Source organism: Streptomyces sp. V2I9 (assembly GCF_030817475.1).
Classification (GTDB): Bacteria; Actinomycetota; Actinomycetes; order Streptomycetales; family Streptomycetaceae; genus Streptomyces.
Window position 1 is genome coordinate 1,984,393 of sequence record NZ_JAUSZJ010000002.1, and the last position, 26,975, is coordinate 2,011,367.

18 protein-coding genes and 1 tRNA gene are annotated in these 26,975 nt (G+C 72.4%); 5 read left to right on the forward strand and 14 right to left on the reverse strand.

Annotated elements, in window-relative coordinates; translation table 11 throughout:
• Both QFZ71_RS08845 and QFZ71_RS08850 read left to right on the forward strand, forming a co-directional pair.
• The gene (locus QFZ71_RS08845) at positions 1–2,862 is read left to right on the forward strand and encodes an ABC transporter permease (RefSeq protein WP_307667709.1); all 2,862 of its coding nucleotides are present in this window, start codon (positions 1–3) and stop codon (positions 2,860–2,862) included.
• A complete protein-coding gene (locus tag QFZ71_RS08850) occupies positions 2,859–3,887 on the forward strand; it encodes an ABC transporter ATP-binding protein (protein WP_307667710.1) in 1,029 nt (342 codons plus the stop codon). Before QFZ71_RS08845 ends, QFZ71_RS08850 begins: the two co-directional genes overlap by 4 nt.
• A 99-nt stretch (positions 3,888–3,986) precedes the next feature.
• Here the strand turns inward: QFZ71_RS08850 and QFZ71_RS08855 are convergent, their stop codons facing one another.
• The 7 genes from QFZ71_RS08855 to QFZ71_RS08885 form a co-directional block, all read right to left on the reverse strand.
• The gene (locus QFZ71_RS08855; RefSeq protein ID WP_307667711.1) at positions 3,987–4,703 is read right to left on the reverse strand and encodes a hypothetical protein; all 717 of its coding nucleotides are present in this window, start codon (positions 4,701–4,703) and stop codon (positions 3,987–3,989) included.
• Positions 4,700–5,122 carry a thioesterase family protein gene (locus tag QFZ71_RS08860; protein WP_307667712.1) on the reverse strand — a complete coding sequence of 141 codons (423 nt, stop codon included), beginning with the start codon at positions 5,120–5,122 and terminating at the stop codon, positions 4,700–4,702. The genes QFZ71_RS08855 and QFZ71_RS08860 overlap by 4 nt, the downstream gene beginning before the upstream one ends.
• A gap of 5 nt (positions 5,123–5,127) precedes the next feature.
• Complete coding sequence (gene ettA / locus QFZ71_RS08865; protein WP_307667713.1) at positions 5,128–6,792, reverse strand: energy-dependent translational throttle protein EttA; 1,665 nt, start codon at positions 6,790–6,792, stop codon at positions 5,128–5,130.
• A gap of 125 nt (positions 6,793–6,917) precedes the next feature.
• On the reverse strand, positions 6,918–8,396 hold the full coding sequence (locus QFZ71_RS08870; protein WP_307667714.1) for a Cys-Gln thioester bond-forming surface protein: 1,479 nt from the start codon (positions 8,394–8,396) through the stop codon (positions 6,918–6,920).
• Positions 8,397–8,582: 186 nt separating this feature from the next.
• A complete protein-coding gene (locus QFZ71_RS08875) occupies positions 8,583–9,044 on the reverse strand; it encodes a single-stranded DNA-binding protein (RefSeq protein WP_307667715.1) in 462 nt (153 codons plus the stop codon).
• A 123-nt stretch (positions 9,045–9,167) separates the two neighbouring features.
• Positions 9,168–11,018 (reverse strand): YfjP family GTPase, encoded by a 1,851-nt coding sequence (locus tag QFZ71_RS08880; protein WP_307667716.1) that lies wholly within the window; start codon positions 11,016–11,018, stop codon positions 9,168–9,170.
• On the reverse strand, positions 11,015–12,658 hold the full coding sequence (locus QFZ71_RS08885) for a dynamin family protein (RefSeq protein ID WP_307667717.1): 1,644 nt from the start codon (positions 12,656–12,658) through the stop codon (positions 11,015–11,017). The genes QFZ71_RS08880 and QFZ71_RS08885 overlap by 4 nt, the downstream gene beginning before the upstream one ends.
• Positions 12,659–12,964: 306 nt before the next feature.
• Here QFZ71_RS08885 and QFZ71_RS08890 point away from each other — a divergent pair.
• From QFZ71_RS08890 to QFZ71_RS08900, 3 genes are all read left to right on the forward strand, one after another.
• Positions 12,965–13,040, forward strand: a tRNA-Arg gene (locus tag QFZ71_RS08890).
• A 423-nt stretch (positions 13,041–13,463) separates the two neighbouring features.
• Positions 13,464–15,956 (forward strand): penicillin acylase family protein, encoded by a 2,493-nt coding sequence (locus QFZ71_RS08895; protein ID WP_307667718.1) that lies wholly within the window; start codon positions 13,464–13,466, stop codon positions 15,954–15,956.
• Positions 15,957–16,029: 73 nt separating this feature from the next.
• Positions 16,030–17,076 (forward strand): alpha/beta hydrolase family protein, encoded by a 1,047-nt coding sequence (locus QFZ71_RS08900; RefSeq protein WP_307671379.1) that lies wholly within the window; start codon positions 16,030–16,032, stop codon positions 17,074–17,076.
• Positions 17,077–17,215: 139 nt separating this feature from the next.
• Here QFZ71_RS08900 and QFZ71_RS08905 read toward each other — a convergent pair whose 3' ends face one another.
• From QFZ71_RS08905 to QFZ71_RS08935, 7 genes are all read right to left on the reverse strand, one after another.
• A complete protein-coding gene (locus tag QFZ71_RS08905; protein ID WP_307667719.1) occupies positions 17,216–18,256 on the reverse strand; it encodes a BTAD domain-containing putative transcriptional regulator in 1,041 nt (346 codons plus the stop codon).
• A gap of 163 nt (positions 18,257–18,419) precedes the next feature.
• Positions 18,420–19,736: a serine/threonine-protein kinase gene (locus QFZ71_RS08910; RefSeq protein WP_307667720.1), complete on the reverse strand. Its 1,317-nt coding sequence runs from the start codon at positions 19,734–19,736 to the stop codon at positions 18,420–18,422.
• Between the two features lie 75 nt (positions 19,737–19,811).
• Positions 19,812–20,582: a serine/threonine protein kinase gene (locus tag QFZ71_RS08915; protein WP_307667721.1), complete on the reverse strand. Its 771-nt coding sequence runs from the start codon at positions 20,580–20,582 to the stop codon at positions 19,812–19,814.
• A 124-nt stretch (positions 20,583–20,706) separates the two neighbouring features.
• The gene (locus QFZ71_RS08920) at positions 20,707–22,734 is read right to left on the reverse strand and encodes a family 43 glycosylhydrolase (protein ID WP_307667722.1); all 2,028 of its coding nucleotides are present in this window, start codon (positions 22,732–22,734) and stop codon (positions 20,707–20,709) included.
• Positions 22,735–22,762: 28 nt separating this feature from the next.
• Positions 22,763–24,232 carry a transglycosylase SLT domain-containing protein gene (locus tag QFZ71_RS08925; protein ID WP_307667723.1) on the reverse strand — a complete coding sequence of 490 codons (1,470 nt, stop codon included), beginning with the start codon at positions 24,230–24,232 and terminating at the stop codon, positions 22,763–22,765.
• 11 nt (positions 24,233–24,243) lie between these two features.
• Complete coding sequence (locus QFZ71_RS08930) at positions 24,244–25,755, reverse strand: peptidoglycan DD-metalloendopeptidase family protein (RefSeq protein WP_307667724.1); 1,512 nt, start codon at positions 25,753–25,755, stop codon at positions 24,244–24,246.
• 61 nt (positions 25,756–25,816) lie between these two features.
• A complete protein-coding gene (locus QFZ71_RS08935) occupies positions 25,817–26,803 on the reverse strand; it encodes an alpha/beta hydrolase family protein (protein WP_307667725.1) in 987 nt (328 codons plus the stop codon).
• Between the last annotated feature and the right edge of the window lie 172 nt (positions 26,804–26,975).

Genomic DNA, 26,975 nt, shown 5'->3' on the forward strand with positions numbered 1-26,975 from the left:
ATGAGCGACGACAAGCGGGCGGCCGAGGCCCCCTGGATCCGTACCCGGCTGCGGACCGCGCCCGGTGCGGCGTCGGCCCTCGCGGTGCTGGTGCTGGTGACGGCGTTCCTCGCCGCGGCGTTCCCGCGGGCCGTGGACGCGTACGAGACGAAGGGGCTGCGCCACGACATCCTGACGGCCGCTGCGAGCCGCAGCGTCGTGGAGGTCTCCCGTCCGCAGCCCGGTCTCGAACTGCCGCAGGCGCAGCGGGAGGCCGAACTGCGCAGTGGTGAGCTGGCGCGGGTCGGCGGCAAGCTGCTCAAGGCGCTTCCCGCACCGCTGCGCGCCGACACCTCGTCGGTCGCGTACGGGGTGCGCACCACGGAGGGGGTGACGGCGACCGAGCCGTGGCTGCCGAGGCCCGACGCGATTCCGCCGCGGCTCTCCTACGTGGCACAGTCGGGGCTGAAGGAACACGCCACCCTGGCCTCGGGCGCCTGGCCGACGACACCTCAGCAGGTGACCTCGGAATCCCGTGCGGTGCAGGGCGCGGTCACCGAGGAGACGGCGGCCGAGCTGAAGGTGAAGGTCGGCGCGACCGTCGAGCTGCTCACCGCGGCCCGGAAGCCCATCACCGTGACGATCACCGGCATCGTGGCCCCGCGCGATCCGCGCGGCAGCTACTGGTCCGCCGATCCGCTGCTGCGCTCCCCGTCCCTGGTCCCGGACCCGGAGGCACCCTTCCCGGTGTACTACTGGACCGGCACCGTCCTGCTGGCCGAGGACGCCGGTCCCGCGCTCCTGAGCACAACCGCCGAACCCGTCCTCTACTGGCGGATCCCGCCCGACCCGGCCGGGCTGACCGGCCCCGACGGCGCACGGCTGACGTCCGTCATCGCCTCGCTGGAGAGCGGCCCCGGACTGTTGAAGGTGCGGGAGACCGCCGGGGACACCGCGGTGTTCGCCACCGGGCTCGGCCACATCGTGGGGGCCAACGCGCGGATGCGCGACGCGATCGGCCCCGTCATCGCGGTCGCCGCCCTCGGGATCGGCTCGGTGGCCGCCGTCGTCCTGCTGATGACGGGCTCCCTGATCTCCGGCCGCCGCCGCGCCGAACTGGCCCTGATGCGTTCGCGCGGCGGCTCGCTGCGCGGCATCGGCGGCCGGCTGCTCGCGGAGACCGCGGTGACCGTCCTGCCCGCGAGCGCGCTCGGCCTGCTCCTCGCTACGCTGCTCGTGGGCGAGGGTGAGGGCCGGTGGTGGCCGGGCGCGCCGGCGGCGGCCGGGGTCGGGCTCCTGGTGTGCGTCGCCCTGCCGCTGCGGACGACGCTCCAGCACATCCGGCCCGTCCTGGGCACACCCCGCGAGGACCTGGTGAGCGCCCGGCCGTCGCGCCGCCGCACCGTCGTCGAACTGACCCTGGTCGTGCTGGCGGCCGGCGCGGTGACGGCGCTGCGCCGGCGCGGCACGTCCACCGAGGGCGGCACCGACCTGCTGGTCAGCGCCGCGCCCGTGCTGGTCGCGCTGATCGCGGCGCTGGTACTGGTGCGGCTCCACCCGCTGCCCCTGCGGCTCGCCGCCCGCCCCGTGGCCCGGCTGCGCGGGGCGATCGGCTTCCTCTCGCTGGCCCGCGCCGGCCGGTCCTCGGCCGGTGGGGCGCTGCCGCTGCTCGCCCTGCTGCTGGCGCTGGCCACGGCGGCGTTCGGCGGTTCGGTGATCGCGGGCATCGGGGACGCGCGGGACGGGGCGGCGATGGCGGCGGTCGGTGCGGACGCGCGGGTCAGCGGCGCGGGCGAGCGCACGACGCTCCCCGACGAGCTGGTCCGTACGGTGAGCGGACTGGACGGCGTACGGGACGCGGCGCCGGTGCGGATCGAGTACGGCGTGGTCCTCCCGGAGGCGGCTCCCGGCGGGGCCGGGGCCACGGGCCCGGACGGCGGCGACGGGACGGGTGCCGGTACGGGCACGGCCACGGACTCCAGGACGGCGGCCCTGGTGGGGGTCGACCCCCTGTCGTACGCGCGGGCGGCCCGCGCCGCCGGGCTCCCGGACTTCCCGGCCGACCGGCTGCGAGCCACCGGCTCCACCGCCCGCCCGGCCAAGGGCGGCGAGGGCGGCTCCGAACGGGTCCTGCCGGTCATCGCCTCCCCCGGGGTGGCGGCCCGGCTGGGCAAGGAGCCGCGCGCGCTCAAGACGCTGTCCGGCGACTTCACGGTGCGGGTCGTGGGGACCACGGAGCGCGCCGCGGCCGTCTCCCCCACCGACTTCCTGATCGTGAACTCCGCCTCCCTGGAGCGGGGCGCGCCCACCACGCTGCTCCTCGCCGGGGCGCCGGAGGCCGGAAAGCTGCGTGCGGCGGTCGCGGAGAGCGGCGAGAAGTACACCGTGAAGCTGCGTTCCGAGGAGCGCGCGCGGTATGTGGACACCCCGATGCAGGCGGGGGCCGAGCGGATCTACCTCGCGGCCGTCGCGGCGGGGGCCGGGTACGCGCTGCTGGCCGTCCTGCTGTCGCTGCTCCGGACCGCGCCGGAGCGCAAGACCCTGCTGGCGCGGCTGCGCACGATGGGGCTCACCACCGCGCAGGGCCGGCGGCTGCTGGCCTTCGAGGCGACGCCGCAGGCGCTGATGGCGGCGGGCGGCGGGCTGTTCACCGGCTGGGCGACCATCGCCCTCCTCTCCCCCGGCATCGACCTGGTGCCGCTGGCGCTCGCGGGCGTCGCCGGATCGGACACGAGCCCCGTCACGCTGCGCACCGACCTCTGGTCGCTGGGGCTGCCCGCCGCCGGGGTGGTGGCGCTCGCCGCCGCGGTCGCCGCCGTTCAGGCCTGGTGGGCGAGCCGCCGCGGATCGATCACCGAACTCAGGGCAGGAGACTCCCGATGACCTCGTCCACCGAGACGGCAGGCACGGCCCGCGCGGCCGGAACGACGCTGGCGGAGCTGGAGCGGCGGGCCGCGGCCCGCCGGGACCGCCCGTCCTACGGACACGACGCGCTGATCGCCTGCGACCGCGTGGTGCGGATCTTCACCACGGACGGGGTGGAGGTGCAGGCGCTCCAGGGTCTCGATCTGCTGGTCCAGGAGGGCGAGTTGATGGCCCTGGTGGGGGCGTCGGGCAGTGGGAAGTCGACGCTGATGAACATCCTGGCGGGCCTGGACGTGCCGACCGCCGGCTCGGCGAAGGTCGCGGGCTGCGATCTGCTGTCGATGGGCCCGAAGGAACGGCTGCGCTACCGCCGGGACGTGGTCGGCTTCGTCTGGCAGCAGACCGCCCGCAACCTGCTCCCGTACCTCACGGCGATCCAGAACATCACCCTGCCCATGCAGTTGCGCGGTGGCGGCGGCAAGCGCGAACGGGCCGCCCGCGCCGAGTCGTTGCTCGCCATGCTCGACATCGAGCAGTGCCGCGACCGGCGGCCCCAGCAGCTGTCCGGCGGTCAGCAGCAGCGGGTGGCGATCGCGGTGGCGCTGGCCAACTCCCCGTCCGTCCTGCTGGCGGACGAGCCGACCGGTGAGCTGGACTCGGCCACCGGGGAGCAGGTCTTCGCCGCGTTCCGGCGTGCCAACGAGGAGTTGGGCACCTCGATCGTGATCGTCACCCACGACCAGGCGGTCGCGGACGAGGTGCGGCGTACGGTCGCCATCCGCGACGGCCGTACGTCCTCCGAGGTGCTGCGCCGCACGGAGGTGGACGCGGCGACGGGCCAGGAGTCGCAGGTGGCCCGCGAGTACGCGATGCTCGACCGGGCGGGGCGGCTCCAGCTGCCCGCGGACCACACGCGGGCGCTGGGCATGGAGCACCGGGTGCTGCTGGAGCTGGAGCAGGACCACATCGGCGTCTGGCCGGACACCCACGGAGCCGGGAAGAAGCCGGACGGGCCCGCGCAGGAGGCGTCGCCCACGAAGTGACGTCGGGCGCGGCTGCCTCGATCCCGCCCGGCTGCCTCAGCGGCGCCGGACCGCCTCGGCGCATCCGTCCCCCGGCCGCGCGGTGCTGCCCGGCCCGCGTCAGCCGCGTCCGACCGAGAGGCTGAGTCCGCCGGGGCCGCCCAGTCCGCCGACCGGGTCGCGGCGCAGGGCGATCGAGCCGAACGGCGTCCGCAGCCGCAGCCAGCCGCCCGCCGAGAGCAGCGAGACGGGGAAGTCCGGGTCGGGGCGGAGGAAGCCGAGGGACTGGGCGGCGTGCACGGCGCGCAGGGGCAGCCCGGTGGCGCCGACCTGCCGGGACCAGATCTCGCGGCCCATGCGGTCCCGTTCGGCGCGGGTGCGCAGCTCGTCGGGGAGCGCCTCGTCCCGGCGGCGGAATTCGGCGACGGCCAGATCGAGCGCGGTGCGCAGGGCGTCGGGCCGGGGCAGACCGGCCACCTCCCGCCAGGGCCCCCGAGGCGGCAGGACGCCGGTCCAGGGCGGCCCGGTGACGGGTGCGGGCAGCGCACCGCCGCCCGTACCGCCCGCGCCCTCCGTACCGGGGGCGTCCAGGGACTCCAGCAGCTCGCCGGCCGACACCGTGACGTCGAGCGTCGCGGGGCCGGCCAGGCGGGCCGCACGGATGGCGAGGACCTCGAAGGACGGCGGACGGCCGAACACGGCGAGCGCGTCGCCGCCGCCCGCCTGCAACCGGACCGCCGCGGCCCGGTCGTAGTGGAGCAGCCGGCCGAGGAAGGCGGCGAGATCCGCCGCCTCCCCCGCGTCGGCGAACCGCAGCGACTGCACGGGCACGGTCATGCCGCGGCGGGCTCCTCTGCCAGGTACTGCTGGAGGAAGAACTTCTCCTCCGCGGTGATCCGCCGGGGCCGTCCGGCGGCCAGGTCGTACGGCACGACGACGGTCGAGGCGCGTACGTACACCTGGTCGGCGTCCTTGACCTCGTAGGCGATCGTCAGCGACGCGGCGCCGATCTTCGTGACCCAGGACTCCACGGTCACCGGCTCGTGCCGGTGGACCAGCGGCCGTACGTAGTCGATCTCGTGACGGGCCACGACGGACCCGCCCGAGAACGACGGCGAACCGTCCCCGGGCGCCAGCCGGAACATGAAGTCGATGCGCGCCTCCTCCAGGTAGCGGAGGAAGACCACGTTGTTGACGTGGCCGAAGGCGTCCATGTCCGACCAGCGCAGGGGGCAGCTGTACAGGTGACGAGCCAAGACGATCAGCCTCGCGTGAGCTTCTTGTACGTGGCACGGTGCGGACGGGCCGCGTCCGCGCCGAGACGCTCGATCTTGTTCTTCTCGTACGACTCGAAGTTGCCCTCGAACCAGTACCACTTGGAGTCACCCTCGTAGGCGAGGATGTGCGTGGCGACCCGGTCCAGGAACCAGCGGTCGTGGGAGATGACCACCGCCGCGCCCGGGAACTCCAGGAGGGCGTTCTCCAGCGAGGACAGGGTCTCGACGTCGAGGTCGTTGGTGGGCTCGTCGAGGAGCAGCAGGTTGCCGCCCTCCTTGAGCGTCAGCGCCAGGTTGAGGCGGTTGCGCTCACCACCGGAGAGGACGCCGGCCGGCTTCTGCTGGTCCGGGCCCTTGAAGCCGAACGCGGAGACATAGGCGCGGGACGGCATCTCGACCTGGCCGACGTTGATGTAGTCCAGCTCGTCCGAGACGACGGCCCAGAGGGTCTTCTTCGGGTCGATGTTGGCGCGGGACTGGTCGACGTAGGAGATCTTGACCGTGTCACCGATCTTGACCGAGCCGCTGTCCGGCGTCTCCAGGCCCTGGATCATCTTGAACAGCGTGGTCTTGCCCGCGCCGTTCGGACCGATGACGCCGACGATGCCGTTACGGGGCAGCGTGAACGACAGGTCGTCGATGAGGACCTTGTCACCGAAGGCCTTCGAGAGGTGCTCGACCTCGACGACGATGGAACCGAGGCGCGGGCCCGGCGGGATCTGGATCTCCTCGAAGTCCAGCTTCCGCATCTTGTCGGCCTCGGCCGCCATCTCCTCGTACCGGGCGAGACGGGCCTTGGACTTGGTCTGGCGCCCCTTGGCGTTCGACCGCACCCACTCCAGCTCCTCCTTGAGGCGCTTCTGGCGCTTCTCGTCCTTGCGCCCCTCGACCTTGAGGCGGGCGGCCTTCTTGTCGAGGTAGGTGGAGTAGTTGCCCTCGTAGGGGATGGCGCGGCCGCGGTCGAGCTCCAGGATCCACTCGGCGACGTTGTTCAGGAAGTACCGGTCGTGGGTGACCGCGACGACGGCGCCGGCGTACTTGGAGAGGTGCTGCTCCAGCCAGTTCACCGACTCGGCGTCGAGGTGGTTGGTGGGCTCGTCGAGGAGGAGCAGGTCCGGGGCCTCGATGAGGAGCTTGCAGAGCGCCACGCGGCGCTTCTCGCCACCGGAGAGGTTGGTGACCGGCCAGTCGCCGGGCGGGCAGCCCAGGGCGTCCATGGCCTGCTCCAGCTGGGCGTCCAGGTCCCACGCGTTGGCGTGGTCCAGGTCTTCCTGGAGCTTGCCCATCTCCTCCATCAGCGCGTCGGAGTAGTCGGTCGCCATCAGCTCGGCGACCTCGTTGAAGCGCTTGAGCTTGCCCATGATCTCGGCTGCGCCGTCCTGGACGTTCTCCAGGACGGTCTTCGACTCGTCGAGCTTCGGCTCCTGCATGAGGATGCCGACGGTGAAGCCGGGCGACAGGAACGCGTCGCCGTTGGACGGCTGCTCCAGGCCCGCCATGATCTTCAGCACCGTGGACTTACCGGCGCCGTTGGGGCCCACGACACCGATCTTCGCGCCGGGCAGGAAGTTCAAGGTGACGTCATCAAGGATCACCTTGTCGCCGTGCGCCTTGCGCGTCTTGCGCATGGTGTAGATGAACTCAGCCAAGAGAAACCGTCCGGCAGCAATAGAGGTGTGGGCAGATACATCCATCTTGCCTGACACCGGCCCCCGGACGGAAACCCGTCCGGGGGCCGGTGTCAGGGCGCGGGTGGTTCCCCGGATCCCGAAGGTCACTCACCGTCGGTGTGCGGCTGCTTCCGGCGGAGCAGGAAGACCGCGCCGCCGCCCACGACGAGCAGGCCGATGGCGACGGCGGCGACCATCGAGGTGGCGCTGGACCCGCCCGTCGCGGCGAGGTCGCCCTCCAGCCCGGACGTGCCCGACCCGGTCGTGGCGGGGACGGACCGCTGGGCGCTCCGGGTGCCGATGCCGTTGCCCGCGCCCTCCTCCTCCAGGACGCTGCCACTGGTGGCGCAGTCGAGCACCCCGGTGAAGGTATGGCTGAACCCGGCGGGCCCGGTGATGGTGACGTCGTACGCCTGGTCCTCGGCGACCGGGACCGTCACCGTGCGGGTCTCCCCGGCGGCGACGGTGTGCTCGGCCCCGGCCAGCTCGAAGGTGTACGGCTCGTCGCCCCGGTTGGCGGCGGTGACGTCCACCCCGCCCTCGGCGCAGTTCTTCCGCGCGGTCAGCGCGGGGGCGGCGCCGGTCTCGGCCCAGGTGGCGGTGGCGCGGGCGGAGACCGTGGATTCGCTGGAGCCGGCCAGGATCTGGGTCTGGGTGCGGCCGGCCCCGGCGAAGGCCCGGCCGACCGGCACGGAGGTGGTGGCCTGGACGCCCAGGGAGGCGGTGCCGTCGGGGGTGTCCTTCGCCACGTCGAAGTAGAGCCGGTCCCCGTCCTCGGCGTCGGTGACGGGGGCGCCCTTCTCGTCGGTGATCCGGACGCCGCCGGCCGACGCGTCGGCCGGCGGCGCCACCGAGACCTGGTCCGCGTCGGTGCGGACGGTCACGGGGCCGAGCCGCTCACCGGACCGGCCGGAGACGGCCGCCGGCTCCAGGGTCAGCGAGGGCCGGGGCTCCTTCACCGCACGCGCGCGGCGGTGCAGCCAGTCGGCGAGCTTCTCCGCCTGCTTGTCCGAGGCGGTGACGTCGGCGTCGTCCGAGTAGCGCCAGATGGCGACCTGGGTCCCGGCGGCGGCGGTCCGCTCGGTCAGCGGGCCCGTGCCCGCCGCCTCCGCGAGCGCGGCGAGGTCGTCGACGCGCGGGTAGGAGTGCTGGAGGATCCAGCGGATCTTCCCCGCGTCCCGGTTGCTGTTGAGCGAGGTCTCGGCCCAGGGGGTCTCCAGGTACTTCGCCTGGTCCTGGGTGGGGTTGTGGAGGTCGATGCAGTAGGTCTTGAGTTTGCCGCCGCCGTCCACGGTCATCTCGAAGAGCCCGGCGGGGATCTGCTGGGTCCGGTCGGGTGCGCCGTTCTTCCCCTCGACGCGGAGCACCGCACTGTCGAAGGTCTTCAGCCCGTCGAGCACCGCCGCCGCACCACCGTGGTGGCGGCCCGGTTCGTCGGCCGCGGCGGGTCCCGCGCCCACGAGCGCGGTCGCCGCGACGAGACCGGAGAGCAGCAGCGCGGTGGCCGGGCGGCGGATTCCGCGGCCGGGGGGCGCCCCTGTCGTACCGGACGGCGTGGCGGACCCTGAAGACGCAGAAAACACAGAATTCCCCTCCGGGCGAGACCCTGGCGCGTGGTGCGCGTGTGGGGAATGCCTCGCCAGCAGACCCAAGTGACCCGTGAGCACTGGAATCCTAAAGAACGGGCGAAGGTGGGTCCCCCGTACCGCCCTTCGCCAACCATTCCGAATCGGAATCGTTATCGCGGGATGGTTCCCGTAACAGCCATTTCAAGACACCGCGGCCATGGCGACGGCGGGTTCCCGCTGATTCGGCGCACCTTTCGCGTCGCCCTCGGTGATGCGTTCCGGACGCTCCGTCAGATCGCCTTCCGCTCGCACCGTCCGGCGGAAGGCGGTCGTGCCCCGGCTCAGGTCGTGGCCGACGGCGACGGCTTCGACATCGACGAACGTGCGCCGCTGACCGGCCTGTTCCTCCTCACGGACCTTCAACCGGCCATGCACGACCAGCGGTTCCCCGACCGAAACGGAACCGGCCAGATTGGCGGCGAGCGTCCGCCACGACCAGACGGTGTAGAAGCTGGTGCGGCCGTCCGCCCAGAGTTGTTTCCCGCGGTCCCAGCGGCGCGGAGTGACGGCGAAACGGAATCGCGCCATTCCTCCGGTGGCCGTCTCCCGGAACTCCACCGCGGTCGCGGCGTTACCCACCAGGGTCACCAAGGTCTCGTTCATATCCCGCCCCCGCATTCCTTGTCGCACGGCGTGGCATCGCTCCGCCCGGCGTCGGACCGACGCCGGGCCGCGCCGGTTGCTCCATGGTGGACGCGGGACGGGAATCACGTCGGGGGCTGTGGACTACCGGCCGGTTGTGGAAAACTCCGTCACCGTCACGTACCGCTCACGCACTTCCCGGTAGCGGGCGAGCTCGGCCGAGACCGGGTCCAGGACCCTGGCCCGGCCGCATCCGGCCGCCGCCTCGCGCAGCCGCCGCTCGGCGTCCTGCCCGTACCGCCGGGCCGGGCCCCGGATCGCGGCGGCGCAGGCCCACTCCACCAGCGGGCCGCCGACGACCCCGGCCAGCATGATGAGGGCGGGGACGATGAGCCCCGGCTCCAGGACGCCGATGATCTGGCCGACCAGCCACAGGCCGCCGAAGATCTGCAGGAGCGTCATCGACGCCTGCGCCAGCACGGCGGCCGGCCACCACTTGGGCCGGGGCGGCTTGGCCGGCCGTCCACCGGGCGGAGCCCCGGCGGCGGTGTCCTGCCCCGCCTCCGTCCGGCCGCCCCGCTTGGCCGCACCGGGGGCCCCGGCCTTGACCGCCAGTTCGTCCAGCGCCTCGGGCAGCCCCTGCGCCCCGGTGAACGCGGCTTCGCGGACCGCCTGCGCCCAGGGGCCGGGCAGCCCGTCCGCCGCGTCGTCCGCGACGATCCGTACCGCCTGCTCGACCCGCTGCCGGGCCGTCAGCTCCTCCTCGGGCGGGGTGAGCGCCTGGCCCATCCGGTCCAGGCTGCCGGGCAGGCCCCGGTTCTCGTACCAGCGCCAGAGCCGCAGCCACGGCGTCCCGCAGGCCCGGCTCGCGTTCCTGCGCCACTCCCGCTCGGCGGCCTGCCCGGCGGCGGCCGCGCCGACCGCCTCGGCCAGCCGGTCGGTGAACGCGTCACGGGCCCGCTCGCCGAGGCCGGGCCGCCCGTCGGCCACGTACACCGGGCGCAGCCGGGCCGCCGCCGCGTCGATGTCGGCGGAGAGGCGGCGGGTGGCGGCGGTGCGGTCCTGGACGAAGCGGCCGATGAGTTCGCGGAGTTCGGGCACGCCGTCGCCGGTGAGCGCGGACAGGGACATGACCGTGGCGCCGGGTTCGCCGTGCTCGCCCAGCGCGATCCCGTCCTCGTCGAGGAGGCGGCGCAGGTCGTCGAGGACGAGGTCGGCGGCCTCGCCGGGCAGCCGGTCGGTCTGGTTGAGGACGACGAAGGTGACCTCGGCGTGTCCGGCGAGCGGGCGCAGATAGCGTTCGTGGAGGGCGGCGTCGGCGTACTTCTCCGGGTCGACGACCCAGATCACCGCGTCGACCAGGGCCAGGACCCGGTCCACCTGCTCGCGGTGTTCGGTGGCGGCCGAGTCGTGGTCGGGCAGGTCGACCAGGACGAGCCCCTGCAACGTCTCGTCGGAGGCGGTGGGACCGGGGTGGGGCCTGCGGCGCAGCCGGCCGGGGACGGCGAGGCGGTCCAGCAGCCCTGCGGCCCCGTCGGTCCAGCTGCACGCGATGGGCTGGGAGGTGGTGGGGCGGCGCAGCCCGGTGTCGGAGATCGGGGCCCCGGCGAGCGCGTTGAACAGGGTCGATTTACCGCTGCCGGTGGCGCCCGCGAGGGCGATGACCGTGTGCCGGGAGGAGAGCCGCTGCCGCGCCGCCGCCTCGTCGAGCACGCGTCCCGCTTCGGCGAGGGTGTCCCGGTCGAGCCGGGCACGGGAGAGCCCGACGAGTTCGCGCAGGGCGTCGAGCCGGGTGGGCAGCGGCCCGTCGGCGGGGGCGTACGCCTCCACCTGCGGGTCCGCGTCGTCCTCGGCGGCCGTACGAGGGGCGGGTCCGGCGGCCTCACGGGGCTCGGCCGCCGCCGCGCGCCGGGCGATGAGTCCGTCGTCCCAGCGTCCGTCCGGCTTCCGGGTGCCGCTGTCGTTGCCCTGGTCCTCGTCCGTGACGGCAGTCATCGCTGCCACCTCTCCTTCTGCAGTACGGAAAGCGCGGCGATCAGTTCGGCCTGCGGTTCGGGGGCGACGTCGAGGGCGTCGAGCGGGGCGAGGCGGCGGTCCCGTTCGCCGCCGAGGACCTGGTCGAGGGAGGACGTCAGCAGTTCGCCGCCGCTGTCGCGCAGCCGCAGGGCGCCCTGGGCGCCGATGCGTTCGGCCAGCTGCTCCCCCGCCGCGCGGGCGCGCCGACCGCCGAGGAGGGCGGCGGCGAGAAGGGCGGCGACGTTCTCGGGGGCGGGTGCGACGCTGCGGTCGAGCCGGCGCACCTCCTCCTCGACCAGCTCCTCCAGGACCCGCCGCCACCGGCGCACCGCGACGGAGATCCGCCCTTCGACGTCCTCGGCGGGCCCCCAGCCGCCGGCCTCCCGCCCGGCGTCCTCGAAACGGAAGTGGGCTCCGGCGGGCTCGCGGCGCCACTGGGTGCGGATCTGTTCGTCGGCGGCGGAGACCGAGCACTGGAGCAGGGCGACCAGGCTGTCGACGAGGGCGTCGAGGAGTTCCTCGGGCGAGCTGTAGAGCGGGTAGCCGCGCCACCGGGTCCGCGCGCCCCCGGAGAGGACCGCGCCGCTCCTGAGTCTGCGGCGGATGCGGGCGGCCTCCTTGCCGTACGCCTCCTCGACCACTCCGGTCAGCCGGACGGAAGCGGCGTACTGGGCGGCGACGGCGGAGGCCAGCGCGGGCATCCGGACGTTCAGCGACTCGATGACGCCGGAGGCGGTGCGTCCCACGGCCTGCTGCCGGGCGGCGGGGTCCTGGGCCCGGTGGGCGAGCCAGGCGCGCAGCGGGGCGACGGCGCTGGTGGGGAGGAGCCCGCTGCCGCCGCCGGTGGACTCGGGCAGTTCGGGGATGGTGAACCGGGGTACGTCCCCCAGTCCGGCCCGCGTCAGCAGGGCGGCGTACTGCCGGGAGACCTCGGCGATCACCTGGTGGGGCACCCGGTCGAGGACGGTGACGAGGGCGGCGTCGTACTCCTTGGCGGTACGCAGCAGGTGCCAGGGCACCGCGTCGGCGTAGCGGGAGGCGGTGGTGACCATCACCCAGATGTCGGCGGCGCAGATGAGTTCGGCGGCGAGGACGCGGTTGCGGACGACGAGGGAGTCGATGTCCGGGGCGTCCAGCAGCGCGAGTCCGCGCGGCAGGCTGACCGCGGTCTCCACCCGCAGGGCGGTCTCCCCGTCCTCGCCCCGCGCGGCGAGGTCGTCCAGCCCGTCCGGGTCGGGCGTCTGCCCCGGCGGCAGCCAGATCCGGGTGAGCTGTGGCAGGACGCGCACCCCGGCGAACCAGTGGTGGTCGTCCGGGTGGCAGACCAGAACCGGGGTCCGGGTGGTGGGCCGCAGCACGCCCGCCTCGCTGACCCGGCATCCGACCAGGGAGTTGACCAGGGTGGACTTCCCGGCCCCGGTGGACCCGCCGATCACGGCGAGCAGCGGGGCCTCGGGGTCCTTGAGGCGGGGCAGGAGGTAGTCGTCGAGCTGGGCGAGGAGTTCGGTCCTGGTCTGCCGGGCGCGTTCGGCCCCCGGCAGGGGCAGTGGGAGACGCACGGCGGCGACACGGTCGCGCAGGGCGGAAAGTGCGTCGATGAGCTGAGGCCGTACGTCCATGGTCACCACATGCGAAGAATGCCCAATTTTGAAGCCTTTTTGAAGCGTATGGGCCTCTCTGCGCGGCGGTTCCACCCTCGTGACAGAGTCCGGACAGAGGGGACGAGTGGGGCGGGGGCATAACGAGTGCACAACACCCGGCGCGAGGCGAGCGAAAACCGGTGCAGGAATCGCACCTACCTGCGATTATCGGTTCGCTTCACCGAACCTCCACATCGTGCCACGCAGGTGAAGCAACCGGGTCCAGGCGATCGGAGCCCTATCCTTGTCCCGGCACGGCCACGGAACCACCGATCAGGACTCCCGGCCCCCGTAGCTCAGTGGATAGAGCAGGCGCCTTCTAAGCGCTTGGCCGCAGGTTCGAGTCCTGCCGGGGGCGCCATTCTTCAGCGGGTCGGACATCGTCGCAGCCCGCCGCGAGACCGCTTGCGGCGGGCTTCTCGTCGCCCGGATCGGTGGCTCCACCCGCCTCGGCGCCACCCCGCGCCCGGGGGCTGTTCTCGGCCCCGGCCTCTCCGCCCGCGCCGCCCGACCGGGCCTCCCGCGTCAGCCTGTAGCCGTGCCGGCGGGCCCGGGTGGCGTCGTCCGGCCCGAACCGGCGCTCGGACTGCCGGGCCCCCTCCCTCCGGAAGTTCGAAGTTCTCGGAATGGCACACCCCGGCCGGCGGGGTACGAGCACGGCCGCGCGCGGGGGCGACCGCCCGAACCGCGGGGCGGCCCCCGAGCTGATCATCGAGATTTCATCGGTCCTCCTTAGCGTGAATCCGTTCGGAACGACGGGCTGCACCCCAGGGGAAGGACGGCAATGCCGCGCAGGAGATACCGAGCGAGACTGCCACGGGTGGTCGTGGCCGCGTTGGTGGTGATGAGCACCCTGGCGGCCACCGCTTCGACGGCACAGGGGAGGACCGCCGCCGAAGCCGGGCCGGAGAAGCCGACGATCCGCTACACCGAGTACGGGATTCCGCACATCATCGCCTCGGACTGGGAGGGGCTGGGAACGGGCTACGGATACGCGGCGGCCAAGGACAACCTCTGCACCCTCGCCGACACCTATCTGATGGTCAACGCCCAGCGGTCACGCCACCTGGGTCCCGACGGCAAGGCAAGTCCCGGCCAGAACCAGAACACCACCACCAACCTCAACAGCGACCTGTACTTCCAGCGCATCAAGGACGACCGCGTGGTGGAGCGGCTCCTCGAACAGCCCGCCCCCGACGGGCCGGCGCCGGAGGTCCGACAAGCCATCCAGGGCTACGTCCAGGGGTACAACAGGTACCTGGCGGAGACCGGCGTGGACGGCATCTCCGACCCGGCCTGCCGCGGCGCGGCCTGGGTGCGGCCCATCACGGAGCTGGACGTCTACCGGCACGCGCACGCCGAGATCATCATGGGCAGCGCCGACGCGCTCCTGGACGGCATGGTGACCGCAGCGCCTCCGGGAGCCTCGGCGGCCGCCCGGTCCACCGCGCCCTCGAAGGACGCGGCGAAGGTCACGAAGAAGTCCGCCGCGAAGACCGCGGAGAAGATCCGCGAGGCGATGGCGGTGAGCCGTCAGCAGAGCATGGGAAGCAACGCGCTGGCCGTCGGTTCGCAGGGCGTCTCGGGCGGTACGAGCATGCTGCTGGCCAACCCGCACTTCCCGTGGCAGGGCAAGAACCGCATGTGGCAGAGCCAGCTGACGATTCCGGGCAAGGTCAACGTCTCCGGGGCCAGCCTGCTCGGATTTCCCGCGGTGAACATCGGCTACAACGAGAACGTGGCCTGGAGCCACACGGTCGCCACGGTGGCTCCGTTCGGCCTGTTCGACGTGCAGGTGGATCCGCTGAATCCCACGATGTACCTGGTGGACGGGGCATGGGAGCGGATGATCTCGCAGCAGGTCGGGGTCGACGTGCTCAAGGCGGACGGGTCGCTCTCCAGGGTCACCCGGACCCTGTGGTCCACCCGCTACGGCCCGGTCACCACCTCGATCCACGGCCAGGCACTGCCCTGGGTGGTGAGCGCGCACGCGGTACGCGACGTGAACATGCACAACCTGCGGGCGCTGAACACCTGGTTCCGCCTCGACCAGGCCACGGACGTGCACGACGTGGTGGACATCCTGGAGACCACGCAGGGCATCCCGTTCTTCAACACCGTCGCCTCCGACCGCAAGGGCAACGCCCTGTACGCGGACATCCAGGCCACCCCGAACATCACCGACGAGCTGGCGGAGTCGTGCCTCACGCTCACCGGCCGGCTGCTGTTCCACCAGACGCTGCGGCTGCCGAACGTGCCGCCGGTCTCCATCTTCGACGGGAAGCGCAGTGCGTGCGACTGGCCCGACGACCCGAACGCGGCCGCTCCCGGACTGCTGGACCCGCACAAGCAGCCCCGGCTGATCCGTTCCGACTTCGCGGGCAACGCCAACGACAGCGCCTGGCTGGCCAACCCCGAGCAGCCGCTGGCCTTTCCCCGCGTGATGGGCGACACCTCGGCGCCGCGATCGCTGCGCACGCAGGAGCTCATCCTCACCGCGCAGAACCGGATCAACGGCACCGACGGCCTGCCGGGCAGGGGCTTCACCCCGGAGACCATGGGAAAGCTGCTGTTCTCCGACAACAGCAGGGCGGCCGATCTGGCCCTCAACGCGACCGTGACCATGTGCCGGAACGCCCCCTTCGGGCACATCCTGGTGGACGGGGTCCTCGTCAACGTCAGCGAGGCGTGCCCGATCCTGGCCGCCTGGACCAGCCACGACTACTCGGCGGACAGCCGGGGTTCCTGGCTCTTCGCGAACTACTGGGCCTACCTGCTCAACGGGCGGGGTGTGGAGAAGCTGCCGTGGCGGGTCCCCTTCGACCCCAAGGACCCGGTCCACACGCCGAATTCGCTGGACGCGGGCCACTCCGACGTCAGCGCCGCCTTCGCCCGGGCGGTGCTCGCCCTGCGCAAGGCGGGCATTCCCCTCGGCGCCCCGCTCTCGGACGTCCAGAAGGTCACCCGGAACGGAGAGCAGATCCCGATCCACGGTGGGCTCGGCCAGCTGGGCGTGCTCAACGTGATCACCCCCGGACAGGTCGACGGGAAGTTCGACGTCGTCTTCGGATCCAGCTTCATCCAGCAGGTGCGGTTCACCGCTGAGGGCCCGCCGGAGGCGTACTCGGTGATGGCCTACTCCCAGTCGGCCGATCCGACCTCTCCGCACCACGCCGACCAGACCAGGTTGTTCTCGGCCGGAACGTGGGTGACGGAGCGGTTCACGGAGGAACAGATCGCGGCTTCTCCGAAGCTGCGGACCAAGGTTCTGGAATGAGAACGCGGAAGCCTCGCAAAGGGAGAACGCAGTGAAGAGAACGGTTCCTTGGTGGCGGCTGACCCTGGTGTGGATGCTCGCCGCCGTGGCGACCGTCGTCGCCCCGGCGGGTTCGGCCGGCGCCTCCGGCCCGGCCACCTCGCCTCCGACGATGCCGGACGGCTTCGGCCTGACCCAGGTCGGCGCGGCGGTCGGTGACGCCCACGACTTCTACCTCACGGTGAACACACCCCAGGTCAAGGGCGAGCAGCACATCAAGATCATCCTGCCGAGCGGCTACTACGACGATCCGGACCGGCGCTATCCGGTGATGTACTTCCTGCACGGTTCGCCCGACGATCCGGTCCACCAGACGTATCCGGCCCTGAAGACCTCGGACCGGATGATCACCGTGATCCCGGACGGCGGCCCGCGGGGCTGGTACGCCAACTGGCTGAACCAGAAGACCGCGGCCGGCGCCCAGAACTGGGAGACCTTCCACCTCGACCAGGTGATCCCGTTCATCGACGCCAACCTGCGGACCATCCCCACCAAGAAGGGGAGGGCCATCGCCGGCGTCTCCATGGGCGGGTTCGGCGCCTTCCACTACGCCCAGGCCCGTCCCGACCTGTTCCGCCACACGGCGTCCCTCTCCGGGGACATCGATCTGTCGGCCAGGTCGATGGACCTCCGGCTGGCGGTCGTCGCCACGCTCATCGACGCGCAGGGTGCCGCCTGCGCCTCGGCGTCCGGGGTCTGCGACCCCGCCGACTCCCCCTACAAGCCCGGTGTGGACAGCGACGCCGCGTTCGGTTCCCCGTACCCGGTGTTCAACGCCGACTGGCGGTGGAACCAGGTCGACCCGTCACAGCACATGGCCAAGCTGGCCAACGGCGGGGTCTCGGTCTCCATCTACGTGGGGGACGGCGGCGGTTCGATCACCGATCTGGAGTTCTGGGTCGCGGGCGCGGCCAAGAACGTCAAGGCCGCCATGGACGCGCTGGGCATGTCCTACTACTACGTCAACTACGGCGACGGAGCCGCCTGGGGCACCCAGTGCAACGGCGGCCACAACGGCGGCTGCTGGGAGCAGGATCTCCGTGACCTGATTCCCCGGCTGGAGCGGGAGTTCGCCTCCTGAGAACGGCCGCCCTCCGTCGCCCGCCTCGGCGGGCGACGGAGGGCGCGAGCCGTCCCCGGCCGCCGAGCGGCGGGATCCCGGACGGCGCCACCCGCTCCCGCGCAGGGGTGCGCCGGGAACGGCATCGTCATCGGTGCGGTCAGGGGCGGGCGCGCAGGACCGTGCGGTGCGCTCCTCGCAGTACCGGACCCGGAGCGACCCCCAGTTCCTCGGCGAGGCGGCGGCGGGCACGCTCGAACACCGTCAGGGCCTCGGCCTGCCGCCCGTTCCGGTGCAGTGCCCGGATCAACAGTGCCGCCAGCGGCTCGTTGAGGGGGTGCTCCGCCGTCAGCGCGAACAACTCCGCCGTGGCCTCCGCGTTCCGGCCGAGCCGCAGTTGTGCCTCCAGCTTCCCCTGCGTGAGGGCGATCCTGCGCTCGGTGAGCCGCAGCCGCTCCCCTTCGGCGAACGGGCCGGGCAGCCCGGCCAGAGGTTCCCCCCGGAAAAGGCCCAGTGCCCGGGTGCACAGGTTCACCACCGCCCGCGGTTCGCCCGCCCGCTCCGCCTCCGCGATGGCCGCGGACAGCTGCTCGAACCGTGCCACGTCCACGTCGACCGCCCCGGAGGCCAGCCGGTAGCCGCGAGGGCCGTGCTCGATCACCGGCTCCGGCCCGCCGCCGGCGCTCAGGATCTTGCGCAGCCGGTAGACGTAGACGGGCACCACGTTCCCGGCCGGTGGCTCCGCACCCCAGACCCCGTCGAGCAGTTCCCGCCGGCTGAAGGGCCGCCCGGCGCTCAGCGCCAGGACCGCCAGGACCGCTTGCTGACGCAGATGGCCCGGATCGAGACCTCGCCCGTCCTGCCAGGCCCGCAAGGGGCCGAGCAGCGAGATCCGGAGCCTGCCGGCCGCCGTCGGCGGAGCCGGGGCCTGCGGACACGGCCGGTGCGCGGGGATGCGGACGCCATGGCCGGGGACGACCAGACCGCAGTCGAAGGCGTGCACGATGGCGGCGTCCCGGTCACGGAGGCCGAGCTTCTCCAGGATGCCCGCGAGGTGCTCGGCGACGCTTTCCCCGGAGAGGGCGAGGGCGGTGGCGATCTCGTCGTCCCGCAGACCGCAGCCGACCGCCGCGAGGACCCGGCGCTCCTGGGGCGAAAGCGGTGTGGCGGTGAGGTGTCCGGTGACGGCGGTCGTCGGCATCGCTGTTCCCCCGTGCTCCGTTCGGACGGCTCTCTTGCGGTGCGGTGGTCAGGCTAGGGAGGGCGTGCCGGGCCGGGTATCCGGAACGATCCGGAGTGACAGGCCGCCGGACGGCCGCCCCCGGACAGCCCGTGTCCGCCGCCCCGGACCGGGGCGGCGCCGTTCAACCGGGGGCTTCCGAGGGGCCGGTGCACCAGGGGAGGGCCGGGTGGTCCTTCGTACGGACGGCGGGCAGCCAGGCCGTGGACTCCGTGTGCTCGCCGGGAAGGCGGATGCGGAACCAGAGGGTGGAGTGCAGGTCCGCCTCGTCGACGATGGGCCAGCCGTCGCGCAGCCGGCAGTCCGTTTCGAGGACGTCCCCGTGCCACACCCGGGTCGGTACCACGTTCTCGGCCGTGTAGGGCTGGTGCGGGTCGATCGCCAGGCCCAGACTGCACGCGGGGTGACGGCCCTCGCGGTCCTGGCAGCCTCGCTCGGCGTTGAACACCCGGATGCGCACGGGAGAGTGACCGGTGTCCGCCCCGCCCCAGATCCACCAGAGCCCGCCGGTGAGCGCCGCCGCGCACGCGACGAGGGCGGCGAGGACGCCGGACCGGGAGAGGAACCGGCGGCGCGGTGACCGGCGGCCGGGGCTCCGCGTGGCGGCCGTGATCCGTTCGAGCAGGCTCTCGGCGGTGTGCGCGGCACGGGCCTCATGCGTGGGCGCGAGGCAGTCGGCGGCCACGGTGCGCCAGAACTCCGGCACGGCGTTGTCCATCCGTAAGGCCGCCCGGCCCTCGCCGTACTCCTGCACGGCGGCTCCCCGCGTGATCGCGGTCGCACCGGGAAACGGCGAGACCCCCGCGGCGAACACCTCGTGGATCACGATCCCGAGAGCCCAGATGTCGGCCGTGGGCCGCACCTGGACGCCGCGCTCCCCCAGGGGCTGTCGCCACCGCTCGGGGGGCAGGTAGTCCGGGGTGCCCATGGGGGCCGCGTAGCCGTGGGTTCCGCTGAGTTCGATGGCGAAGCCGAAGTCCGAGAGCCGCACCTCGCCGTCCTGGTGGATGAGGACGTTCTCGGGCTTGAGGTCGGTGTGCACCCAGCCGCTGCGGTGGAGGTGGGCCAGGCCCTCGCAGATGCCGGTGATGATCCGGCTGCCCTCCTCCTCGGTGATCCCGGCGGCGAGCAGTTCGCGCAGGCTGCACCTGGCCCGCTCCATGACCAGGACGATCGCCCCGTCGAGTGCGCGCCGGTCCGGGTCGTCCAGGACGAGGGTGTCGAGGAGCCTGATGAGTCGCGGGTGGGGGGCCTGCCGGCCGAGTTCGACCTCACGGCGCGCCGCTTCGGCCACCTCACGGGCCTGGCGGGGCGCCAGTCCGGCGGTGGGCATGACCTTGAGGGCGACTTCGGGGCCGTCCGGCCGGTTCGCGGGCCGTGCGGCGTAGACGGTGGCCCAGCCTCCGGAGCCGATCTGCTCCGTGACGGTCCACTCGCCCACGCGACAACCGGGGGGCAGGATTCCGGACCGGTCGCCGCTGCCGGACGGGGCCCGGTTCTGCGGGGGCACCGCGGCCTACCGCCCGGTCGGGGGCTGGGCTCTTCGCGGCAGCAGCGCCAGGTGTTCCTCATGCACGATGCCGAATCTCAGGGCGATCGCCACCACGGCTTCGCGTTTACCGTTCCGGCGTTCCGTCCGTCCGGCGCCGTCGGCGGCGGGGACATCCACCCTCAGCTTCTCGTCCGCCAGATAGTCGATGTGCGAACTGACCGCCCGTGCCGTCAGTTTGGCGCAGGAGGGGTGCCCCCGGAGCCGTTCGACGACCTGAGGGGTGGTCGGGACCGCGACGGGCCAGGCGTCGCGCAGCCACGGTTCGCACAGCGCTACGAGCACCAGGAAGTAGGTGGAGGTCTCGTCCAGGGAGTACGCCGTCAGGGTACGGCTCTCCCCGGAGCCGCCCGTGGAGCGCGGATCGAGGTAGACGTGGTCGGGGGCGAACACCTGGAAGCAGACCGGGGTGTCACTGCGGGAGGGCAGCACCACGCGGGAGAACTCGAAGGGGATGGACGCCCCGAGGCGGCGCGGCGGGACCCGGAGGTACTCCCCCGCCCCTTCCGGGTTCTCCACGAGATAGCTGTGGGTGCTGCTGAGATTGCTCAACTGCCAGTGGTCGTCGGTCGCCCGGATCTCCCCGGCGAGGCGGGACACGGTCGACTCGGCCAGGCGGAGTTCGACCGGCGTGGTGGACGAGCCGCGGCCGAAGCGCGCGCTCTCTCCGGGACCGAGCCGGAGGGTCACCGGAGCACTCCCGTCCCCGCCTGGCAGATACACGACAATCCCGCTCAACGCTCCCCCGTCCCCCACGGTTTCCCAACGGCAGAGGGAACGCTACCGCGTGTAAGTGCTGCCCTACCGCGTGGTATCAGTCACGTTTAGGACAGCGGCGGGGAAGTGGGCGAACAGCGGCCCGTCAGGGAGCGGGGGCCCCTGAGCGCAGGGGAGCCACGGTGCGGTCGCCGAAGGAGGCCCAGGGTTGCCAGCCGCCGCCCGGCCGGGCCTGTACGCGGGTACGCACCCGGCCCTCGGTGGAGACCGCGAAGACATGGATCCGCCCGGTCGCGTCCTGGGCGGCGGCGGGGGTGGCGGCGAGGAGGCCGCCGGGCTCACCGAACTCGCCTCCGGGGTCCCAGCCCTCACCGGGCGCGTACTGCCACCGGTGATCGAGCCGGTCACCTCCCGGTGACAGGGCGAAGGCCTCCAGCCGGCCGTCGGCGCCCGGCACGAGCAGCGGGGCCCCGGCCGACCAGCCGAACAGAGGCAGCCAGTCGTCCCACCCTCCGCTCGGTACGGACTGGCGGCGGTGGAACGCTCCCGCGCCGGAGGGGCCGATGGCGGAGACGGTGAGCCGCCCGCTGCCGTCGCGCGCCACGCGCGGAGCCGCGCCGGCCGCGGTGCCGAAGCGGGCCCATGAGGACCAGGGGCCGCCCGGTGACAACTGCCACCGGTGCCGGATCTCCGCGCCTCCGGGCTGGAGGCTGAACACCTCCAGCCGGCCGTCGGCATGGGCGGCGACGACGGGCGGGGCTCCCGCCGGGCCGCCGAATCCCGGCTCCCACGCCTCCCACGTGAGTGCTCCGGGCGACCACTGCCGACGCCGGGAGACCACGCCGCCGCCGGGGCTCAGGGCGAAGACCTCCAGGCGGCCGGCGGCGTCGCGTGCGACGGCCGGGGCGGCTCCGGCCGGCCCGCCGAACTCCTCCCAGTCGTGCCAGCCCCCGTCGGGCCGCTGGACCCGGTGGTGCAGGTGGGCGCCGCCCGGGGCGAGGGAGAAGACCTCCAGCCGGCCGTTGGTGTTGCGGCCGAGCGTGGGGACCGCGCCGGCCGGTCCGCCGAACTCCTCCCACGCCGACCAGGTGTCGGTGTCCGGGTCGAGCTGGACGCGCCGCAGCATCGAGCGGTCCGCGTCGTCGAGGGCGAAGACGTTCAGTCGGCCCTGGACGTCCTGGGCGGCGACCGGATTGTCCGGGCTCTGCCAGAAGGGCGGCGTGTCCTGCCAGTGGAGCGGGGCCATGTACAGGCCGCGCCCGAACCAGCCGGCGGCGCTCGCGTACCAGCGGTCCCCGTCGGCGACCGGCTCGACCGCGTGCCCGGGCACATGTCCGGCGTAGCCGTCCAGGCCGAAGCGGAAGGGGTCGCGGGAGACGAGGACGTCGGTGCCCGTGTATCCGCCGCGGGGTCCGATGAACAGGTAGTACCAGCCGTCCTTCGCGGTCACGAAGGGCGATTCGGTGACGGAGACCCCGGAGGCCGCGGTGCTCGGGTCGGCGTAGGCGATGCCCGGCTCGCTCCAGGTGAGCAGGTCGTCGGAGCGGCGGTAGCAGACCAGGTGGCGGCCGTCGGAGGCGGCGAGCTCGGTGTAGTACATGACCCACTCGGCGCCGATCCGCACCACCATGGGGTCGCGCGCGGCACGCCCCCGGAAGAGGGGGCCCGACGGGATCCGGGTCCAGGTGAAGAGGTCCGGGGAGGTGGCGAGGTTGATCGCGGCCCCGGCGGCGCCTCCCGCGGCGTAGAACATCCAGTACCGGCCACCGGCCTCGATGACGTGCGGGGCCCACAGGTGCTGTTCGCCGTGGTAGGCCGGGGCGACGGTCAGCGCGTCGGCATGGCTGGTCCACGGCCCGTACGGCTGGGGCGCGGAGGCGTGGACGAAGGAGGTCTCGGCGGAGCTGTCCGGAACCTGGCCGGGCGCGGCGCTGTCTCCGACGATGCCGAACAGGTGCCATCGGCCGTTCGCCCTGATCAGGGTGTGATCGTTGAGATAGCGGCGGCGGCCGGGTGTGGAGGGGTCGTAGACATGGGTGAAGGAGCCGGCGCCCACCCACTGCGCCTGAGGAGCGGGGGCGGGGGCGGCGGCAGCGGCGCGGGCCGTGAGCGGGAGCACGAGGGCTCCCGCTCCGGCCGTGCGCAGCAGGTGCCGCCTGCTGATCGGTTGCACGGGATACTCCAGAGGGTGCGGCGGACTGTCAGTCGATTCCGGGCCCGGCGGTGTCCTTGAGCCAGCCCCACTGGGACCAGGTCGAGAAACCGGTCTGCCAGCGGTGGTGGACCCCGGCGGCACTGGTCCCGAACACTTCGATCCGGCCGTCCGCGTTGGCCACGGCGGTGATCTCCGTGCCCCCGGTGCCGAAGGACTCCCACGGCCCGTAAGCGGCGTTCACCCCGGTCTGCCACATGTGCTGGGCCGCACCGCCGTTGATCGCGAAGACCTCGACCCGACCGTCCACCGCCCGCTGACTCGTCAGCTGCGCATTCGCCAGACCACCGGTCTCCTCCCAGCCCGACCACCCCGAAGGACCCGTCTGATACCGGTGGAACACCCCCACCGGACCCGAAGCGAACACCTCCAGACGACCATCCTGATTCTGATCCACCGTCAGATCATGACCGCCCTCACCGAACTTCCCCCAAGCGGACCAGCCACCACTGACAGCCGTCTGGTACTGATGCTCGAAGACCTCACCGTTCAGCGCGAACACCTCAAGACGCCCGTCCGACGCCTTCCCCATCTCGATCCGGCTGTTCCCCGGACCACCACCGGTCCCCTCCCACCCGGACCAACCACCGTTCGGCACGGTCTGATACCGGTGGAACACATCCTCCGGACCCGAGGCGAACACCTCGAGACGACCGTCACCGTTCGACCCCACCGCGAGATCCCGGCCACCCTCACCGAACTTCTCCCAGCCCGACCAACCACCCGACGGCCGACTCTGATACCGGTGCTGCAAAACCTCACCGTTCAACGCGAACACCTCGAGACGGCCATCAGCGTTCGCCCCGATCGCCAACTCCGCACCGGCCGGACCCGCCACGAACTCCCACCCGGACCACGCGCCGTTGACCGTCTCCTGCCACGCGTGATGCACACCGTTCGCACCAGCCGCGAACACCTCGAGACGACCGTCCGCCGACCGCGCCGACACCACACGACCCGACTCCGCCGGATACACCAACGGCGCAGGACCAGGCCCCGGATGCCCGAGACGGTCCACCGCGGCGCGCGCGGTGTCCATGTGCCGCCAGTGGTGGCCCTGGTTGTAGGTGGACCAGGGGCTCCAGTCGTTCCCCGCGGAGGAGATCCGGAAGGCTTCGTTCGCATTGCACTGCGCGTCGTAGGCGCAGGCGTCGCTGACGTCGGAATGCCAGTAGTTGTTGATCTGCCACAGACCACGGTCGGTGGACGGGGGCGTGTTGTTCGAGGTGTTGTACGCCAGCGGATTGCAGCTGGACTCCGCGAGGGCGACGGCGACGGCGGTCACCAGGCTGTCGCCCCGGAACCCCGCCTTGTATCCGACGTCCGCGCACAGGTCGCTCGGGGCGGCGAAGGCCGGCTGTGCGGTGCCGACGAGGATTCCCGCCGCCGCACAGAGGGAGACGAGTACGGACAGAACAATGCGGTACGGCGCTCCACAAGCGCGCTGGACGGCTCTCACCTGCTGTCTCCTCAGTCGATTCCGGGTCCGGCGGTGTCCTTGAGCCAGCCCCACTGGGACCAGGTCGAGAAACCGGTCTGATAGCGGTGGTGGACCCCGGCGGCACTGGTCCCGAACACTTCGATCCGGCCGTCCGCGTTGGCCACGGCGGTGATCTCCGTGCCCCCGGTGCCGAAGGACTCCCACGGCCCGTAAGCGGCGTTCACCCCGGTCTGCCACATGTGCTGGGCCGCACCGCCGTTGATCGCGAAGACCTCGACCCGACCGTCCACCGCCCGCTGACTCGTCAGCTGCGCATTCGCCAGACCACCGGTCTCCTCCCAGCCCGACCACCCCGAAGGACCCGTCTGATACCGGTGGAACACCCCCACCGGACCCGAAGCGAACACCTCCAGACGACCATCCTGATTCTGATCCACCGTCAGATCATGACCGCCCTCACCGAACTTCCCCCAAGCGGACCAGCCACCACTGACAGCCGTCTGGTACTGATGCTCGAAGACCTCACCGTTCAGCGCGAACACCTCAAGACGCCCGTCCGACGCCTTCCCCATCTCGATCCGGCTGTTCCCCGGACCACCACCGGTCCCCTCCCACCCGGACCAACCACCGTTCGGCACGGTCTGATACCGGTGGAACACATCCTCCGGACCCGAGGCGAACACCTCGAGACGACCGTCACCGTTCGAACCCACCGCGAGATCCCGGCCACCCTCACCGAACTTCTCCCAGCCCGACCAACCACCCGACGGCCGACTCTGATACCGGTGCTGCAAAACCTCACCGTTCAACGCGAACACCTCGAGACGGCCATCAGCGTTCGCCCCGATCGCCAACTCCGCACCGGCCGGACCCGCCACGAACTCCCACCCGGACCACGCGCCGTTGACCGTCTCCTGCCACGCGTGATGCACACCGTTCGCACCAGCCGCGAACACCTCGAGACGACCGTCCGCCGACCGCGCCGACACCACACGACCCGACTCCGCCGGATACACCAACGGCGCAGGACCAGGCCCACTGCCGGGTGTGCAGGGCATCTCGATGCCGCGTTCCGCCAGGTAGGGAACCGGATTGACCCGCACGGACGCACCCGCGTTCCCCCAGACCCGGAGGTGGAGATGCGGCCCGCTGGACTGGCCCTCGCTGCCCATCAGCGCGATCTGCTGCCCGGCCCTCACCCGGTCGCCCGCCTGGACGTCCCGCTGGTACATGTGGCCGTACTCGGTGATGGTGCCGTCGGGGTGCAGGATGCGGATCCACTGCCCGTAGCCGGGCTCGTACCCCGAGATGGTCACCTCGCCGTCGCCGACGGCGTAGATCGGGGTGCCGTAGTCGTTGGCGATGTCGATGCCGTTGTGCTCCCAGCTGTAGTCCTGGGAGATGTAGCCGGCGGCGGGACAGGCCGCGGCGTAGCCGGCGGTCCGGGGCGGGGCGGAAGCGGTCCCCGGCCCGGCCGCCGAAGCGACGGCCGGGCCCGGTGCGAGGAGGACCACGGCCAGGGCGAGCAGAAGCCCGAGCACCCGTCCGGGGAGGGGCCCGGACGGGCTTCGGGAAAGGGTGGGTATCACGCGATGCCTCCCGTCATGCCTTGCGCAGGCGGGCGATGACGCCGTCGATGTCGTCACTCAGCAGGTTCCGGCGGACCCCGTGGCCGCCTTCCACCTCATGCGGCTCGTAGCCGATGCCGGCGCGGTCGAGGTGCCACTTGAACTCCCGCTGGGTGTTGAGCACCGTGACCTCGTTGGCGTAGCCCTGGATGTCCTGGGGGCTGGTGCCGGCGACCAGGAAGATCCGCTTGTGCCGGTAGCTCTCGATGCGCTCGCACGGGTTGTCCGCGCTGACCCGCGCCTCGTCCCAGAGGGGCGCGCCGTAGATGGTGCCGCCGTTCAGTTCCACGGCGGCGGACGAGGCGTTGGCCCAGTAGGTCACCAACTGGCCGTTGCCGCCGCGCAGGTTGGCCGGGCCGGAGTGGGAGCTGACCGAGGCGAAGTGGCCGTAGTACTTGGCCGCGTACTTCAGGGCGCCGAAGCCGCCCATGGAGAAGCCGGAGACGGCGCGGCCGTCGTACTCGGCGTAGGTACGGAAGTTGGCGTCGATCCACGGGATCAGCTGCGCGATGTGGAAGTGCTCCCAGTTGCGGGCCCCGATGTTGGAGCTCACCGGGTTCGAGTACCAGCCGGCGCGCCCGCCGTCGGGCATCACGACGATGAGGTTTTTCCAGGCGGTCAGGCCCCGGATGTCGTGAAGCGCGTCGAAGGTGATGAAGTCCTCCAGGCCGCCGTGGAGGAGGTACAGGACGGGGTAGCGGCGCCCGCTGGTGTGGTAGCCGTCGGGGAGCAGCACGTTGACGGCCGGGGTCCAGCCGCCGATGGCGGAGGTCTGGAAGCGGTAGTACCACATCCGGTGGTCATGCTCGCCGCGTTCCGTGATGCGCAGGCCGAAGCCGTCGCCGACCGCCGCGGCCGGGGAGGCCGAGGCGAGAACACCTCCGGCGCCCAGGGCCGCCGCGGCGGTGAGTCCGCCGACGGACTTGAGGATGTTCCTGCGGGTGGGGTTCTGCGCGGTCAAGGTGACCTCCTGTGGGCGAGCGGGCACGGCCGGGGGACCCGGCCTCCGTTCCGGCGGGACCGGCGGTTCGGAAGGTAGCGACGCGCTCCCCGCAGAGGCACCCGGAACCTTACGGACTGACAGGGAGGGTCCGCGTCCTCTAAGGCGCGTCGTCAGAGGTCGCGGGGCCCGG

Bases quoted from the DNA above. Each gene is read 5' to 3' on its own strand.
- QFZ71_RS08880 (WP_307667716.1), bottom strand. From the start codon at position 11,018: ATGACTGCCGTCACGGACGAGGACCAGGGCAACGACAGCGGCACCCGG.
- QFZ71_RS08855 (WP_307667711.1), bottom strand. From the start codon at position 4,703: ATGACCGTGCCCGTGCAGTCGCTGCGGTTCGCCGACGCGGGGGAGGCG.
- QFZ71_RS08850 (WP_307667710.1), top strand. From the start codon at position 2,859: ATGACCTCGTCCACCGAGACGGCAGGCACGGCCCGCGCGGCCGGAACG.
- QFZ71_RS08845 (WP_307667709.1), top strand. From the start codon at position 1: ATGAGCGACGACAAGCGGGCGGCCGAGGCCCCCTGGATCCGTACCCGG.
- QFZ71_RS08875 (WP_307667715.1), bottom strand. From the start codon at position 9,044: ATGAACGAGACCTTGGTGACCCTGGTGGGTAACGCCGCGACCGCGGTG.
- QFZ71_RS08900 (WP_307671379.1), top strand. From the start codon at position 16,030: ATGCTCGCCGCCGTGGCGACCGTCGTCGCCCCGGCGGGTTCGGCCGGC.
- QFZ71_RS08905 (WP_307667719.1), bottom strand. From the start codon at position 18,256: ATGCCGACGACCGCCGTCACCGGACACCTCACCGCCACACCGCTTTCG.
- QFZ71_RS08885 (WP_307667717.1), bottom strand. From the start codon at position 12,658: ATGGACGTACGGCCTCAGCTCATCGACGCACTTTCCGCCCTGCGCGAC.
- QFZ71_RS08895 (WP_307667718.1), top strand. From the start codon at position 13,464: ATGCCGCGCAGGAGATACCGAGCGAGACTGCCACGGGTGGTCGTGGCC.